This is a genomic window from uncultured Algibacter sp., assembly GCF_963976535.1.
Lineage (GTDB): Bacteria > Bacteroidota > Bacteroidia > Flavobacteriales > Flavobacteriaceae > Algibacter_B.
The window spans coordinates 46107-62036 of the sequence record NZ_CAXBLF010000008.1; the positions used below are offsets into that span (position 1 = coordinate 46107).

20 protein-coding genes are annotated in these 15930 nt (G+C 32.2%); 10 read left to right on the forward strand and 10 right to left on the reverse strand.

Annotated elements, in window-relative coordinates:
* Positions 1 to 390 precede the first annotated feature (390 nt).
* Together AAC024_RS04260 and AAC024_RS04265 are read left to right on the forward strand one after the other, a co-directional pair.
* Positions 391 to 1422 (forward strand): LD-carboxypeptidase, encoded by a 1032-nt coding sequence (locus AAC024_RS04260; protein ID WP_339893971.1) that lies wholly within the window; start codon positions 391 to 393, stop codon positions 1420 to 1422.
* Positions 1423 to 1611: 189 nt separating this feature from the next.
* Positions 1612 to 1848, forward strand: a complete 237-nt coding sequence (locus AAC024_RS04265) for a hypothetical protein (protein WP_339893972.1) — start codon at positions 1612 to 1614, stop codon at positions 1846 to 1848.
* 59 nt (positions 1849 to 1907) lie between these two features.
* Here the strand turns inward: AAC024_RS04265 and AAC024_RS04270 are convergent, their stop codons facing one another.
* The 3 genes from AAC024_RS04270 to AAC024_RS04280 all read right to left on the reverse strand — a co-directional run bounded on the left by AAC024_RS04270 (position 1908) and on the right by AAC024_RS04280 (position 3783).
* Positions 1908 to 2360 (reverse strand): DUF1569 domain-containing protein, encoded by a 453-nt coding sequence (locus AAC024_RS04270; RefSeq protein WP_339893973.1) that lies wholly within the window; start codon positions 2358 to 2360, stop codon positions 1908 to 1910.
* A gap of 270 nt (positions 2361 to 2630) precedes the next feature.
* The gene (locus tag AAC024_RS04275; protein WP_339893974.1) at positions 2631 to 2954 is read right to left on the reverse strand and encodes a TraR/DksA C4-type zinc finger protein; all 324 of its coding nucleotides are present in this window, start codon (positions 2952 to 2954) and stop codon (positions 2631 to 2633) included.
* A 52-nt stretch (positions 2955 to 3006) separates the two neighbouring features.
* On the reverse strand, positions 3007 to 3783 hold the full coding sequence (locus AAC024_RS04280; RefSeq protein ID WP_339893975.1) for a TerB family tellurite resistance protein: 777 nt from the start codon (positions 3781 to 3783) through the stop codon (positions 3007 to 3009).
* Between the two features lie 420 nt (positions 3784 to 4203).
* Between AAC024_RS04280 and AAC024_RS04285 the strand changes: the two genes are divergently transcribed.
* The 5 genes from AAC024_RS04285 (at position 4204) to AAC024_RS04305 (ending at position 7766) form a co-directional block, all read left to right on the forward strand.
* Positions 4204 to 4617: a BrxA/BrxB family bacilliredoxin gene (locus tag AAC024_RS04285; protein WP_339893976.1), complete on the forward strand. Its 414-nt coding sequence runs from the start codon at positions 4204 to 4206 to the stop codon at positions 4615 to 4617.
* A 105-nt stretch (positions 4618 to 4722) separates the two neighbouring features.
* Complete coding sequence (locus AAC024_RS04290) at positions 4723 to 5460, forward strand: lysophospholipid acyltransferase family protein (protein ID WP_339893977.1); 738 nt, start codon at positions 4723 to 4725, stop codon at positions 5458 to 5460.
* Positions 5461 to 5471: 11 nt separating this feature from the next.
* The gene (locus AAC024_RS04295) at positions 5472 to 6470 is read left to right on the forward strand and encodes an acyl-ACP desaturase (RefSeq protein WP_339893978.1); all 999 of its coding nucleotides are present in this window, start codon (positions 5472 to 5474) and stop codon (positions 6468 to 6470) included.
* A 298-nt stretch (positions 6471 to 6768) separates the two neighbouring features.
* A complete protein-coding gene (locus AAC024_RS04300; RefSeq protein ID WP_339893979.1) occupies positions 6769 to 7107 on the forward strand; it encodes a n-acetylglutamate synthase in 339 nt (112 codons plus the stop codon).
* Between the two features lie 5 nt (positions 7108 to 7112).
* Positions 7113 to 7766, forward strand: coding sequence for an HD domain-containing protein (locus AAC024_RS04305; RefSeq protein ID WP_339893980.1), 654 nt, complete (start codon positions 7113 to 7115; stop codon positions 7764 to 7766).
* Positions 7767 to 7793: 27 nt separating this feature from the next.
* Here AAC024_RS04305 and AAC024_RS04310 read toward each other — a convergent pair whose 3' ends face one another.
* Positions 7794 to 7967, reverse strand: a complete 174-nt coding sequence (locus AAC024_RS04310; protein ID WP_339893981.1) for a hypothetical protein — start codon at positions 7965 to 7967, stop codon at positions 7794 to 7796.
* 12 nt (positions 7968 to 7979) lie between these two features.
* Positions 7980 to 8855: an AraC family transcriptional regulator gene (locus AAC024_RS04315; protein ID WP_339893982.1), complete on the reverse strand. Its 876-nt coding sequence runs from the start codon at positions 8853 to 8855 to the stop codon at positions 7980 to 7982.
* A gap of 204 nt (positions 8856 to 9059) precedes the next feature.
* Between AAC024_RS04315 and AAC024_RS04320 the strand changes: the two genes are divergently transcribed.
* The 3 genes from AAC024_RS04320 to AAC024_RS04330 all read left to right on the forward strand — a co-directional run bounded on the left by AAC024_RS04320 (position 9060) and on the right by AAC024_RS04330 (position 11113).
* Entirely contained in the window at positions 9060 to 9287 is a 228-nt protein-coding gene (locus AAC024_RS04320) for a hypothetical protein (protein WP_339893983.1), read from the forward strand.
* A 346-nt stretch (positions 9288 to 9633) separates the two neighbouring features.
* A complete protein-coding gene (locus tag AAC024_RS04325) occupies positions 9634 to 10233 on the forward strand; it encodes a hypothetical protein (protein WP_339893984.1) in 600 nt (199 codons plus the stop codon).
* Positions 10234 to 10522: 289 nt separating this feature from the next.
* Complete coding sequence (locus tag AAC024_RS04330; protein ID WP_339893985.1) at positions 10523 to 11113, forward strand: hypothetical protein; 591 nt, start codon at positions 10523 to 10525, stop codon at positions 11111 to 11113.
* A gap of 188 nt (positions 11114 to 11301) precedes the next feature.
* Here AAC024_RS04330 and AAC024_RS04335 read toward each other — a convergent pair whose 3' ends face one another.
* The 5 genes from AAC024_RS04335 to hemH all read right to left on the reverse strand — a co-directional run bounded on the left by AAC024_RS04335 (position 11302) and on the right by hemH (position 15887).
* A complete protein-coding gene (locus tag AAC024_RS04335; RefSeq protein WP_339893986.1) occupies positions 11302 to 12084 on the reverse strand; it encodes an enoyl-CoA hydratase-related protein in 783 nt (260 codons plus the stop codon).
* 12 nt (positions 12085 to 12096) lie between these two features.
* Positions 12097 to 12552 carry a hypothetical protein gene (locus AAC024_RS04340; protein ID WP_339893987.1) on the reverse strand — a complete coding sequence of 152 codons (456 nt, stop codon included), beginning with the start codon at positions 12550 to 12552 and terminating at the stop codon, positions 12097 to 12099.
* A 39-nt stretch (positions 12553 to 12591) separates the two neighbouring features.
* Positions 12592 to 14076 carry an ATP-binding protein gene (locus AAC024_RS04345; RefSeq protein ID WP_339893988.1) on the reverse strand — a complete coding sequence of 495 codons (1485 nt, stop codon included), beginning with the start codon at positions 14074 to 14076 and terminating at the stop codon, positions 12592 to 12594.
* A 226-nt stretch (positions 14077 to 14302) separates the two neighbouring features.
* Positions 14303 to 14851 carry a CopD family protein gene (locus tag AAC024_RS04350; RefSeq protein ID WP_339893989.1) on the reverse strand — a complete coding sequence of 183 codons (549 nt, stop codon included), beginning with the start codon at positions 14849 to 14851 and terminating at the stop codon, positions 14303 to 14305.
* Between the two features lies 1 nt (position 14852).
* The gene (hemH, locus tag AAC024_RS04355; protein WP_339893990.1) at positions 14853 to 15887 is read right to left on the reverse strand and encodes a ferrochelatase; all 1035 of its coding nucleotides are present in this window, start codon (positions 15885 to 15887) and stop codon (positions 14853 to 14855) included.
* Positions 15888 to 15930 lie beyond the last annotated feature (43 nt).

Genomic DNA, 15930 nt, shown 5'->3' on the forward strand with positions numbered 1-15930 from the left:
GGGACAAAACATGCTAATTTCAAAGTCATTGCGAATGAGATTCGACTGTGGTAATCTCATGAATTGGGGTTCTCATTCAACAGATTCCCGTACTTCGACTGCGCTCAGTACAGGCAAACTCCGTTTCGGTCGGAATGACGGTTCATTTTGAAACCGTAAAAGTAAACAATTTGAGGGCTATTTAGAAAAAAAGTATTAAACATAAAGATTAAGAAATTACTGCAATAAGTTCAGCTTAAAGTGCAATGCCTTACTTCAAGATATTGAACTGGTTTAAACTTTTTCAAATTCGGAATTTAATTATGAGATCCCGCTCTACAGCGGGATTAGTTCAGCTTGCTATTTTGAATGCGTCTTTCAGACTTTTCAAAATAGAGTTTCACTAAAAAAATGTACATTTACATTATGTCGAAAAACCTACTAATTTTAAGCTTGTTTTGTGTTGTTTTTTTCTTCGGAATAGAAAAATCAGCATCACAAAACATAGCTAATGAAAAACAAAACAATACATTGAAACAACCACCATACTTAAAAACAGGCGATACGGTTGCTATTGTTGCGCCATCAGGAATTTTAAAAAATAGAACAGACGAAGTGCAACAAGCTCAAGCACTTTTAAAACGTTGGGGACTGCATTCTGTTGTTGGAAAACATGTGTTTAGTGAAGCAGATCATTTTGCCGGAACTGATGATGAGCGTTGTGAAGATCTACAAAACGCTCTAGACAACCCAAAAATTAGTGCCATTTGGTGTGCACGTGGCGGTTACGGAACGGTTAGGATTTTAGATAAACTAGATTATTCAAAGTTTAAACAAAACCCAAAATGGCTTATTGGGTATTCTGATATAACAGCACTTCAAAATCAAATACATAATGAAGGTGTAGAAAGTTTGCATGCCATTATGTGCGTGAGTTTACCAAAAGATGAGTCTGAGATTGAAGCCAGTATTTCAACCTTAAAAAACACCCTTTTCGGCAACCCTTTAAGCTATACTTTAAAAGGTTCAAGCTATAATAAAACTGGTACTACTTCTGGTCAATTGGTTGGCGGTAACTTAACAATGCTTCATACTATGTTAGGATCTAAAACAAGTATTGATACTTTTGGGAAAATCTTGTTTATTGAAGAAATCGGCGAATACAAATATCATATTGACCGCATGTTACAAAGTCTAAAACGTGCGGGTTATTTTGATAATTGTAAAGGTGTTATTGTTGGTGATATGACTAAACTTAGAACAAATACGACACTTTGGGGAACTTCTGTAGAGCAACTTATTTTAGATGCTTTAGCGGATTATGATTTCCCTATTGCTTTTAATATGCCTGCGGGACATGAAAAAGATAATCGGGCTTTGATTTTAGGTAGAACTGTTAAGTTGACAGTTGATAGTAAGCAGTCTTCAGTTGTTTTTAAGTAAATAAATTTAACTAAGACTTTAAAATACTCAAATTTACACCAGTCTTTTCACCGAATAAATACGCTTTTTGTAGGCTACATCGTTGATTGAACGAGCAATAAGGGGCAATCAACCATTTTTTTTAAGAATTATTAAAATTTGCCATAATCTTGTATGTAAATATTAATAATCCTTAAAACCCCTAACAAAATGAAAAAATTACAATTATTATTCGTAGCCATGATACTTTTACTTTCAATTGATGTAAAGGCTGATGACATTGTCAATTCAAGTTTGAATTTAAGCAACCCTGACGTGCGTAAATGTTTAGTGGAAGCTACAAAAAGTGAAGGCTGGAAATTAACAGCATTATATTACAACGCTGATGAGAAATTAGTTATGATTTTTGAAAAAGGTAATAACACTAAAACGTATATGAGTAAATAATTACTATTTAATCAAAATATTTTAAACCAGTTATTCATTTTTGTCTAGCTGGTTTTTTATTAAACTCCAAACTGATTTAGATGATGGTTTAAATGTTTGTAAAACATGTTATTCCATTCTTGTTTTGTTAATTTTCCAAAAGAATGTGATTCCATCCCATCAAAATGATTTTCTCCTAAACTTTGTGACTTCTTTAAATAGTCTATTAATCTCGCTTTTTCTTCTACAAAATTTCTAGCATTTGTAATTAAAAATTGTGGTGCTGTTCTGCTATTCTTTTTATAAGGTTTGCTTCCTACAACCGTATTTTTAACAAATAGCTTTAGCATAAATTTTGTAAACCCATTTGGTTTTGCATGTTTGTCTTCAAAAGCCATTTCGTAAGTAACGTTGCAATGTGCTAACATTTGGTCTGCACTCATTTTTCCCCATAACGGTTTTGTTATTGGCTCTAGTTTATTAATTCTATCAATAACTGTGTTGGTTTCTTTAGCGTCGAAAATATTTTTCATGTCTTAAAAAATTTGATTGATATAGGTGAATTCACCTTGTCCTTTTCTATTTCCTAAAAAACGGCTGAAATTCGCCCATCTTTCGTCTATTTTTTTATGCGTAGCGATGCTATTCCTTTCAAAAACAGTCTCATCTGAACAGATTTCAGCTTATTTTCGGTTAAAAACAAAAAGTCAAAATGAATTCATTGATTTAAGAAATCGTATGCAATTTAATTATTTTAAGTGAAGTCTAATAAAATTTAATTCTAAGATTAAAACCATTCTATTCTAACTCGCGCAATTGACACATAATAAACTTTGTGGGCGAATTAAAATTCTACCTATTGGGATAGGTTGTTTGCATTTTAAACAAACACCAAAGTCTTGGGTTCCAAATTTTTCGAGTACACGCTTTAGGTTTCCCAATTTAATTTCGGCTTGACGCAAAGATGCTTCAGTGACACTTTTGTTATTTATAGCATCCATTCTACTTACTCTACCAATAGAAACATCTGGAGCTATAGGTTTTGTCAATTCTTTATAGTCTAAAATTGCCTTTTCAGTCTTCGAAATTTCTTCTATTATTTTTATTTTAATACCTTCTTGATCCATTTAAAATATTACGTTTTTTGATGCAGATTTTGAGTTTATAGGATTTGTCCAACTAAAACCCACGCTCTTTCTGAATCTGCTCATAAGCCGCTTGTACTTGTCTAAATTTTTCTTCAGCGCCTTCTTGGTGTTCCTTACCTAAATGAATCACTTTATCTGGGTGGTATTTTTTAGCCATTTTTCGGTAGGCTTTTTTAATCTCATCTACAGAAGCACTTTTCGTTATTTCTAAAACCTTATAAGCATTATCACTACTGTTATAAAACATGGCTTTAATACTTTCATAATCTCTAGAACTAATGCCTAAATAACCTGCCATAGTATATATTTGACGTTCTTCATCATTTGTGACTGTGCCATCAGCTTTTGCTATGCCAAATAAGAAATGCATGAGTTGCAAACGTGATGGGTGATCCATCATTTGGCGGATTTGCAGACACACTGGCCTTACTGAAACATGTTGCTTACTTATATTTTTAAACAATTTAAAAGCATGATTTGCACGGGCTTTTCCATACATGTTTGTAAACTGCTGACGCACAAAATCTAACTCGCGTTGGTCTTGTTTTCCATCGGCTTTAATAACTACAGAGGCTAAAACGAGTAGGCTCACTTCAAAATCGCCCGATTGGGTTTGAGGGCGTTGTCTGGGTTGTGTTCTGTAAGTTGTTCTCTGGCGACCTCTCGATTCCCTTTCTCCTAAAAGCGGGTTACCCCCACCATCTGCCATAGCATCTATAACACTTCCTATGGCTAATCCAATAATTGCACCTATTGGACCACCAAACGACCATCCTAAAGCACCTCCTATCCATTTTGAAAAACTCATGTAATTTTTTTGTTTTTAATACGTCCAAATATACTATTGTTAGTTGAATTTTTTATCCTTTTGTTACAATTGTACTGCGTTAAGGATAGAAGTGGCATCCTTTATGCGAAGAATTGATACTATATATTTTCTTTATAAATAAAAATTATTTAATAGTTAGAGATCCCGAAGCAAGTTCGGGACTGCTTCGCAGAAAGATATAACGGATAGCCTGACCTTATAACGCCATAAGCGTTTTAAGGGAACGCCCAGAAAAAGATTAACAATAATTTATGAGTTCCCCATAGACATCGGGATTAGTTCAACTATATCATTTTACGGCGTTGTAAAAACAACTTATAAAATGATAGTCTCACTAAATTGCATGATTTTTGATTAACTTTGTACAATTATTAATTATAAAATAAAAAATTTAAAAATATGTATCCAGCAGAATTAGTAAAACCAATGCGTGAGGATTTAACCAAAGTTGGTTTTGAAGAATTACATACTGCCGAGGCGGTTGATGCGGCTATAGCAAAAGAAGGCACTACGCTTGTTGTGGTAAATTCGGTTTGTGGTTGTGCAGCAGCGAATGCTCGCCCAGGCGCTAGAATGAGTTTACAAAACGCTAAAAAACCAGACCATATTGTAACTGTTTTTGCAGGTGTAGATAGAGAAGCCGTTGATGCAGCTCGTGGACATATGGTTCCGTTTCCTCCAAGTTCACCATGTATGGCGTTATTTAAAGATGGAGAATTGGTGCACATGTTAGAGCGTCATCACATTGAAGGAAGACCTGCAGAATTAATTGCAGAAAACCTTGTTGATGCTTATAACGATCATTGTAAATAGCCTCTCTCCAAAGGAAAGAGGGAAATCAAACTGAATAAAATACTAAACCACGATTAAATTGTGGTTTTTTTATGCCATTTTACTTCATTAAGTTAATTTTGCGGCATGATTAAATTACTTTCATATCCATTATCCGTTATTTATTATGTGTTTTTTGGATTAGTACTAGTTGTGCTTCATCCTCTACAATGGCTATGTTTTAACCTTTTTGGCTATCAAGCTCATAAAAAAAGTGTAGATTTTTTACAACTTTGTTTAATGCAATGCGCTCATATTTTAGGCACACGTTTTTCATTCAACAATCCTCATAACATTGATTTTAATCGCCCTTTAATTATTGTGGCAAATCATCAAAGTTTACATGATATATACCCGCTTACGTGGTATATGCGAAAACATCATCCGAAATTTATTAGTAAAATTGAATTAGGTAAAGGCATCCCTAGTGTGTCGTACAATTTACGCCATGGAGGTGCCGCTTTAATCGATAGAAAAAACCCTAGACAATCTTTACCGGCATTAATGAAATTTGGTGAGTATATTGAAAGCACAAAGCGTGCGGCTGTTATTTTTCCAGAAGGCACACGAAGTAAAAATGGTACACCCAAACCTTTTCAGACTAAAGGATTAGAGATTCTATTTAAAAAAGTGCCTTCAGCATTAATTGTTCCTATAACCGTAAACAACTCTTGGAAAATGTTGCGCTATGGGAATTTCCCCATGGGCATAGGCAATCATCTTAAATTTACCGTACATAAACCTATAGAATTAGCTACCTTTGTTGATAAGCAAGAGCTTATAAATAGTATTGAATCGACAATAAAAAATCATATTGAACATTAAAAAAGTTACAAATGTCTTTAAAGAATAAGAGATTAGAGGTGATGCAGTTTTTAGAAAAAGACGTTGATGCATTAATGGAGAAATATTTAATCCCAGTAGACAGTATTTGGCAACCTACAGATTTTTTGCCAAATTCTGAAACTACAGATAGTGCTTTTTTTGAAGAGGTTAGAGAGATTAGAGAATTAGCCAAAGATTTACCTTATGATTTTTGGGTAGTTTTAGTAGGTGATATGATTACTGAAGAAGCTTTACCAACTTACGAATCTTGGTTGATGGATGTTGAAGGTGTAGACCAAGTAAATGGTGAAAATGGTTGGGGTAAATGGGTGCGTCAATGGACTGCTGAAGAAAACAGACATGGCGATGTGCTTAATAAATACCTATATCTTTCTGGTAGAGTAAACATGAAAGAAATTGAAAAAACTACGCACCACCTAATTGCTGATGGTTTTGATATTGGAACAGACAGAGATCCATACAAAAACTTTGTATATACTAGTTTTCAAGAATTAGCTACTTATATTTCGCATAATAGAGTAGCAAAAATTGCAAAAGATAAAGGCAATAAACGTTTGTCAAAAATGTGTAAAATTATTTCTGGTGATGAAATGCGCCACCATCATGCGTATTCTGAGTTTGTAGAGCGTATTTTTAAAGTAGATCCTAGCCAAATGATGATGGCTTTTCATTATATGATGAAGCAAAAAATCACCATGCCCGCTCATTTTTTAAGAGAGTCTGGGGGTAAATTAAGTTCCGCTTTTGAGGAATTCTCAAATACGGCACAACGTATTGGCGTTTACACCTCTACGGATTATGTAGATATTCTTCAAAAGTTAATTGAACGTTGGGAAATTGATAAAATTACTAATCTTTCAGATGAAGCTGAAAAAGCTAGAGATTATTTAATGAAACTTCCTGCTAGAATGTATCGTATATCTGAGCGCATGAAGATTCCTGAAAACTCATTTCAATTTAAATGGGTAGAACCTGCAATTATAAAATAAAATTCCAAAAAACAAAACTCTAAATTCCAAAAAAATAGTGTTTTTAAACATGGAATTTATTAGAAAAAAATTAGTAGTGTCCGATTAAAGAATCAAGACCGCTTCGCTGTTAGAACAAAGACTTGATTGTAACTAATTGATAAACAGTAATTTTTAAATTCATAACTTTCTAAAAAATAAAATTTTTCAGTAATCGCAAAAAGCAAGCCCCTCTTTTTTATAAGCCCTGAAAACTTAGGGTTCGCAAAGGTTTTCTTTAAGCGAACTTTTTTTAGTCGGACAAAAATGAAAAAAATCATTGATTAATTACAATAACAAAAGCTTTAGGCCTATTTCAAGTTCAGAAAATAGTGAAATAACTTCTGATACTATTTTTGTTTATAAACAAAAGGGGGATATTTTAACATCCACTTACAACGGTGCAAACATTATAGAAGGTCACCTTATTGGCTTGGTTGATAACGACGGTACTATTAATATGAGATATCATCAAATTAATAAAAACGGCGAATTAATGACTGGTATTTGCATGTCTAAGCCCGAAATTGATTCCAACGGAAAAATAAAACTTTATGAAAGTTGGATTTGGACTTCAGGTGATAGATCTAAAGGGACTTCAATACTAAAAGAAATTTAATCACCATGTCTTCAGAAGAAATAATCAATAAGACCATAATTTTTGTAAAAGAGACTTTAGCTGATGCTGAAGGTGGACACGATTGGTTTCACACCCTAAGGGTGTTTAATAATTCCTTACTCATCTCTAAAAATGAATCTGTTGATACATTTGTGGTTTCGCTAGGTGCGTTATTGCATGATATAGCAGACAGCAAATTTCATGATGGCGATGAAACAATTGGTCCAAGGATAGCAAGAAAGTTTCTATTTGACCTGAATGTAGATTCTACTGTTATTGAACATGTTGTAAATATTATAGAGAATATATCTTTTAAAGGCGGTAATGAAATTCAAAAGTTTAAATCCATAGAGTTAGATGTGGTGCAAGATGCTGATAGACTTGATGCCATTGGCGCTATTGGTATTGCACGCTGCTTTAATTACGGTGGATTCAAAAATAGAGCACTATATAATCCTGAGATTGCTCCTAATCTAAATATGAGAAAGGCAGAATACAAGTCCTCAATTGCTCCTACAATAAACCATTTTTACGAAAAATTGTTGCTTTTAAAGGATAAAATGAATACTAAAGCTGGGAAACGAATTGCTACTGAAAGACATGTATATATGTTAGGTTTCTTAGACCAGTTTTATAGTGAATGGCATGGAGAAAAGTAATAATCTTATTAAGGAAAGCTTGTCATGTTAATTCTCTAAAGCAACTTGTAATGCTGTAATTTTATATTCCAAAATCGAAAGCTCTTCTGCATTTTCAATAATTTCTTCAACGGTTAAATCGTCTTTACCGTTAATAAAATCCATAATGCCTTTCTTCTTATAAGCATAATATTTTAAAGCTTCATTAATTTTATCAGTCATAACCTTTAATTTTTATTGAATAATTAACTTAATTTCTTTTCTGTAATTTGAAGCACTCTTGCCAGTTATATCATTAAAGACTTTATTAAAATGGGAGAAATTATTAAATCCACATTCAAAACAAACATCAGCAATACTCATTTTACTTTCTTCAGATAATAGTTTTGTTGCATGAACCACGCGATATTCATTTACTACTTGAGTAAAGGTTTTTCCTGTAGCTTTTTTAAAATATCTACAAAAAGCAGGTACTGTCATACTTACCTCATCGGCTATTTCATCTAATGTAATATGCTGTTGAAAATTTTTGTTCACATATTTAAATATGGCTCCAATCTTAGCGCTGTCTTGAGCTTCCGCTTCAAAGGCAAAACCATCAGCATTTAAAAGTGAATAATCTTCGGTTTTTGCTAAATAATTGAGAATTTCCAAGAACTTTAGGGTACGATCTAATCCGACACTCTCCAAAAGTTTATCAATTTTAGGCCCTATATATGCTTTGGTTTCCACATGAAAGCGAATACCTTTCTTAGCTCTTTCAAATAAGGCGTTAATATCTGCCATTTCAGGAATTTTAATAAAATCATTTCCTAAAAAATTAGATTTAAATTGTACTGTAGTTTCAGACCCATTGGCTGTAAGCCTATCTGCAAAGCCATTATGTGGAAGGTTAGATCCTATTAATATAAGCTGACTATTATTAAAATACGATAGGTGATTTCCAATATGTGTTTTACCCTGTCCTTTGTTTACATATACAAGTTCAAGTTCTGGGTGAAAATGCCAGTAAGCATTAAACTTATCTTCTTTTTCTAAATGCTGCTTTACAAGTATAGAACTTCCAAAACTCGGGGAAAGCTTTTCTAAAGTAGGTTTTTTCTTAATCATAGCAAGATTAATTTATAGCAAATTTACTATTTATTATGCATACATTGTATATTTAATTACCCTAAATGTGTGTTATATTAACTTAACAATGAGTTAACATTAATTTAACAGATAATATAGCACACAAACTGGTCAAAATTGATGTTTTTGTAGCTGGTGTTTGTTCTTAGTTTTGTGGTGTAATAATTTTTAAATTAATTTATTATGTATTTAACTGAAAAAAGTAATAAAACGGATTATACACTTTTTACAAGTTTAGTATTAAGAGAAAATAAGACACAGCATAAAACTAGAAGCATTAATTTTTCTATATCAGGTTTTTTTAAAGCATATTGGAAATACTATAATTTATATGACGTATATATTACACACCCAAACCAAATGGTTTACACCAATATGGATAGAAGTGAAAAAGCGAGATTTAAAAAATAATTTAAAAACAAAAAACAACTCTTAAAACAGAGTAACAGTATTCATTAATAGTTAGTTTAATGTCTTATTTAGTTTAGTTTAGTTGGTAAAAGTGGGCTGTGGTAGCCCACTTTTCTTTTTACCCTATCTACAAAACTTGCTATCCGTCTCATACAAAAATTTTTCTTGTAGCTTTTTATATCATGCATTATTTTTTAAAATATAGTTGATTATATTCTATGTTAATTTAACCTAAAATGATGTAATAATAATAGATAATTTAGGCTATAAATTAATCAATATCAATGTTTTACAAAACACATTTGCTCTTTACATTTGTAGTGTTGAACGTTATAAAAACCAAATCATGAAAAACGCAATTAAACACACAAAAAAAGGAATCTTAATGGTAACCATGTTTGCTACCATATTAAGTTTCGCAAATGAAGCTACATTATTTAATATTAAAAATGAAGCTAAAAGAACCTCTCTTACTTTACACAATGTAAAGAAAGGAAACCTACTATCTGTAAAAGATACAAATGGTGTAATTTTGTTCAAAGAGTATATACAAGAATCTGGTTCTTATACCAAAGGTTTTGACTTAACAGCATTGCCAAATGGTGCGTACATTTTTGAACTCGACAAAGATTTAGAAATAAATACAATACCTTTTACCGTAAAGTCTAATATTGTTCTTTTCGAAAAAGAAAATGAAAAAACTATCTTCAAGCCTTTGGTACGAGTTAATGACGACAAATTATATGTCTCAAAACTTTCCTTAAATGAAGAACCTTTAGAAATTGAGATTTACTTTGAAGGTTTAGACGGTTATGAACTTATGCATTCTGAAACCGTTGATAGCACTAAAACTATTGAAAGAGTTTACAGGTTAGATGGATTAAACTTAGGCTCTTACAAAATCGTATGTTTTACAGAAGGTAGAAAATTTATCAAAAACATTTAATTAAATTTAAATACCTTATTTAGAAACGTTGTTAAAAGTGAGCTGTAATGGCTCACTTTTTTTTTAAAATTTCACAACAAAGCAATTTTATAAAGGCCTTAATAAATTCTCTTGAAGTAATATCCTAGGTTATTGTATTCATTTAACCTACATATATTCTATTTTAATCTAACTTAAAATTAATGAATTAACAACAAACAATTTAGCACATAAATAGGTCAATATCAGTGTTTTAAGAAGCTAATTTGTGTTATATATTTGTAGTGTTGAACGTTATAAAACCCAAATTATGAAAAACACAAAAAAAGGAATCTTAATGGTAACTATGTTTGCTACCTTGTTAAGTTTCGCAAATGAAGCTACATTATTTAATATTAAAAATGATGCTGAAAGAACCGCTCTTACTTTATATAATGTAAAGCAAGGAAACCTTCTATCTGTAAAAGATATTAATGGTGTGATTTTGTTCAAAGAATATATTCAAGAATCTGGTACTTATACCAAAGGTTTTGACTTAACAGCATTACCAAATGGTGCTTATATTTTCGAACTTGATAAAGATTTAGAGATAAATACTATCCCTTTTACTGTAAAGTCTAATATTGTTCTTTTCGAAAAAGAAAATGAAAAAACTATCTTCAAGCCTATGGTGCGCGTAGAGGGGGATAAAGTATATGTTTCAAAACTTGCTTTAAACGAAGAACCTTTAGAAATCAAGATTTACTTTGAAGGATTGAATGGTTCTGAACTCATGTTTACTGAAACCATTGAAAACACTAAAATTATTGAAAGAATCTATAGACTAGACGGTTTAAATACAGGGTCTTACAAAATTGTGTTTTATACCGAAGGAAGGGAATTTATTAAAACTATTAATTAAATACTAAATACCTTATTTTAGAATCAGTTGTTAAAAGTGAGCTATTATGGCTCACTTTTTTTTTAGAATAATTTTAATTGTCCATTTTTAAATGGTTCATGTAAATCACAATCGAACTAGGCATTGAATTGTCTTTAAAACACTCTTTTCTAAATAGTTTTACGAGATTATTTATTTGTTTTGCAATTTTACCTCCCAGGAAAATCAGCCTTTCGTTTTTCTAAAAAAGCTGTAGTGCCTTCTTCAAAATCTTCAGTACCAAAACAATCTCCAAATCCCTGTATTTCAATATCAAAACCATTTACACCATCTTTAAAATTGGCATTTATGGCGCTAATGGCTGCTCCAATGGCTACAGACGAATTTCTAGAAATTTTGGTTGCTATTTTTTCGCAAAGGGTCAATAATTGATCTTGAGTTGTTACGTAATTAACTAAGCCATAGTTTAAAGCTTGATTTGCATCAATCATACCCGCCGTCATTATCATTTCCATGGCACGACCTTTTCCAACAAGTTGTGGTAAGCGTTGTGTGCCACCATATCCTGGAATAACTCCTAAAGACACCTCGGGTAAGCCCATTTTTGCATTATCGCTAGCTACTCTAAAATGACAAGACATGGCTAATTCTAATCCACCACCGAGTGCAAAACCATTTACTGCTGCTATAACTGGTGTTGATAGATTTTCAACAAAATCAAATAATAATTCTTGTCCTTTTGCAGCTAATTTTTTACCTTCACTCACATCATAATCTGCAAATTCACTTATATCTGCACCAGCTACAAAGGCTTTTTCTCCGCTACCAGTAACTATAATAACTTTGGTGCTTTTATCTTTATTAGCCGCATCAAATGCTTCGTGCAATTCTTCAATAGTGTCTCTATTTAATGCGTTTAATTTTTTTGGACGGTTAATGATTATGGTTGTTATTCCATTACTTTCTTCAGAAAGAATATTATTATATCTCATAAATTTTTAATTTTAATTTTTTTCTTTAAATAGCTCCAACCCTTTAATTGCAAATGCTTCAGATTCATAAAACCGCAATGATGTTTTAATAATTTTATCTGATTTATCTCGTGGAGATTTGCTCTTTATTTTTGCTTTTGAATTATTTAAATTTATAGTAAATTCATCATTCAAACTAGAAGATTCACAATAAAAATAAATTAATTGTCCTTCAGATTCCCATGTTCCCTTACCATAAAAATTTTCTTCTGGATTTGCTTCTCCTGATATATCTCTAAAAAAATGATACAGAAATGTTCCATCAATATTTAGTGAAAGTGTCCATTTTATTTCAGTTCCATCAACACTTTTAGGTTCTCTTGAATACATGCCAGATTGTGCAAGTGTATTTAAAATGACACATAGAAATATTATGATCGTGATAATGTATTTGTTTTTTATATCAAAAAAAATACGATTATAATTCATAGCTTCATTTTTTGAGATTCCTGCCTGCGCAGGAATATGTTATTCTTTAGGAAATGTCACTTTAAATGTTGTGCCTTTATCTTTTTCTGAAACAAACGAAATGTTTCCTTTATAGGTTTCTACTATATTTTTAACCATAGCTAAACCAAGCCCCATACCACTGGTTTTAGTTGTAAATTTAGGTTCAAAAACTTTGTCTATATTCTCTTCTGCGACACCTGAGCCATTATCTGCAACCGAAATAATGACATCGCCATTACTTTGTTCAACATTAATTACAATTTTTGGTGTTTGGTCGCCAGAGATTGCTTGAGTCGCATTTTTAACCAAATTGGTTACCACTCTAATAAGTTGTGTTCTATCAAATTTTGCTATAATTTCTTCTGAATCGGCAGTAAAAAAAATGTAATCTTCGTTAAAAATATCTAGGGCAAGCTTTACAATTTTTACCACATTTAAGGTTTCATTTTGTTGCGCTGGCATTTTTGCAAAGTTTGAAAATGCCGATGCAATAGAGCTCATGGTATCAATTTGCTGAATTAAAGTTTTACTGTATTCATCAACTTTTGAATGGATCTTTTCATCTTCAGGGTTAAACTTACGCTGAAAATTTTGCACCGTTAAACGCATAGGCGTCAATGGGTTTTTAATTTCATGAGCTACCTGTTTTGCCATTTCTCTCCAGGCTTGTTCGCGTTCGCTTCTTGCTAATTGTACGGCGCTTTCTTCAAGCTCATCAATCATACTATTATAAGCGTTTACCAAAGCCGAAATTTCCTCGCTAGTATCATCTACTTCAATTCTTTCATTTCTTTTTTCAAGCCTTGTTGTATTGATTTTATCACTGATAGTCTTTAAAGATTTAGTGATGTATTTTGATAATAGAAAGGCTATAGCAATGGCTGTTAATAATACCAACATAAAGGCGAAGCCTATACGCTGTAAAAATTCTTGTAGTTCTTTGGATAGGAAATCGTCTTTTTCTAAATACGGGATATTTAATATCGCTATTGGCTTAGATCTATTATCTGTGATGTAAGTGTAAGAAGATTGAAAGGTTTCACCATTTTCCTTATGCTTATCAACATATCTGTGTAGCGCTATTTCTGAGGCATTATTAAACTCTACGTATTGGGTTAATGCATTCATAATTTCTGCATCAAGACATTTATCTGCATTAGTATCTTGCAAACCTGCTTTTGAGGAAATTAAGAGTCCGCCATCTAAATCGTATAAATTAATTTGAAGTTTATGGATATCTGCAACATTATATATTTCATCTTTGAATATAAAAGGGATGTTTTCTGTTTTAATTTCCCAAGTATTTTGCCTACCGTTTAAAACACGTTTTAGATGCGTTTGAATACTGCCTTCTTTACGTTCTAAACGCCCCTTATGATAATCTTGACTTTGTTCTTTGTATTGGTATATGGCTACCGCCGAAATAAGTACAGATGCCAATAACACCAGCAATATCATGGCTAGAAATATACGGGTACGTAAAGCGAGTTTTTTTAGTTTCATCTGCACATTGTCATTGCTTTTTATCCATCAGATGCAACATCTTAAAATAAAATATGCCTTTTTTGATTTAACTTTTAAATTAGATGTTTCATCTATAAATTATGATTCCATAAATATAGCAATAATCAAACCAAAAAATCCTTCGGATAAAATTCAAAAAAATCAAACACCAAATTCAACAGAGTTCGTTTTGAAGTTTGGGATTTGAATATTGGTATTTTAATTTTTAAGCATCTGGGTTTTTGTCTCGAATATTCTTATAAACTTTAAACCCTAACATGATGAGAATTCCCAGGATGATAATGCCAATGATTCCCCAAACCCAATTGATGGCGCTTTGTAAAATAACTAGAAAAACAACTGCGAATAGGATGAATGTGGCGCCTTCGTTCCAGATGCGCATAAAACTGGATGTTTTTTTTACGACATCGTTTTGCAATTGCTTGTAATATTGATGTGTTTTTAGGTGATAGATGAAGAGTAAAAGCACGAAACCGAGTTTTACTTGCATCCATGGTAGCTGCAGCCAATAAGGTTGTAAAATGAGTAACCAAATGGCGAATAGAGTTGCCAGAATAGCTGATGGCCATGTGATGATGTACCACAAACGTTTTGACATAAGCTTAAGTTGTTTACCAAGAATTTCTTTATCTGGTGATGGCTTATGATAGGCTTCTATTTGGTATACAAACAGACGAGGAATGTAAAATAAGCCCGCAAACCATGTGATTACAAAAATGAGATGAAAGGCTTTTATGTAATTGTAATATTCCATTTTAACTTACTGCTTCTGGTGTTTTTACCCAATTATTAATCCATTTAGATAACAAGTCTACAAATGCTGCATCGTCATTTAAGCATGGTACTACTGTAAACTCTTTTCCGCCTACTTCATGGAAAATGTCGCCGCCTTCCATAGCTATTTCTTCTAGTGTTTCTAAACAATCGCTAACAAATGCCGGAGTTACAATAGCCATATTTTTAATGCCTTGTTTGCCTAAGCGCTCTATAGTTCTATCTGTATATGGCTGTAACCATGGGTCAAAGCCCAAACGGGATTGAAAGGATGTTGAATAAGTACCTTCTTTAAATTGAAGTTTTTCTGCAACTAATCGGGTAACTTCTAAACATTGATGTTTATAACAAAACTCGTGTGCCTTACTTGCTGTAACGCAACAACTTTTATCTATTTTACAATGCGATTTTGTTACATCGCTTTTTCTGATATGACGCTCTGGAACTCCATGATATGAGAATAATAAATGCTCATAATCATTTCCTTTTAAATGATTTTTTATGGCGTTTGAAAGCACTTCTATATAATCTGGCTTATTATAAAAGGCTGGTACTGATTCTATTTTTAAATTTGGGAAATATTGCTGACGAAGTTCTTCAGTTAATACTGTAATGGTTTCTGTAGTTGCCATAGCAAACTGTGGATATAAAGGAAACAACAATACCTCATCAACGCCTTTATCAACCAATTCTTGAAGGCTTTTTTTAATGGTCATACTACCATATCGCATAGCTAATGCAACAGGTTGTTCTACCTGTTTTTGTATTTTATTTTGAAGGCGTTCTGATAGTACAATTAATGGCGACCCTTCATCCCACCATATTTTTTTATAGGCTGCTGCAGATTGTTTTGGTCGTGTATTTAATATAATACCCTTAACTAGTGCTGTTCTCGCAAGAAGTGGGATATCAATTACGCGTTCGTCCATTAAAAACTCACCCAAATATTTTTTTACATCTTTTGGTTCTGGGCTATCTGGAGAACCAAGATTTACTAATAAGATTCCTTTTTTCATGTTGCAAAAATACGATACAAATTGCAATCATAATATTTAGCTG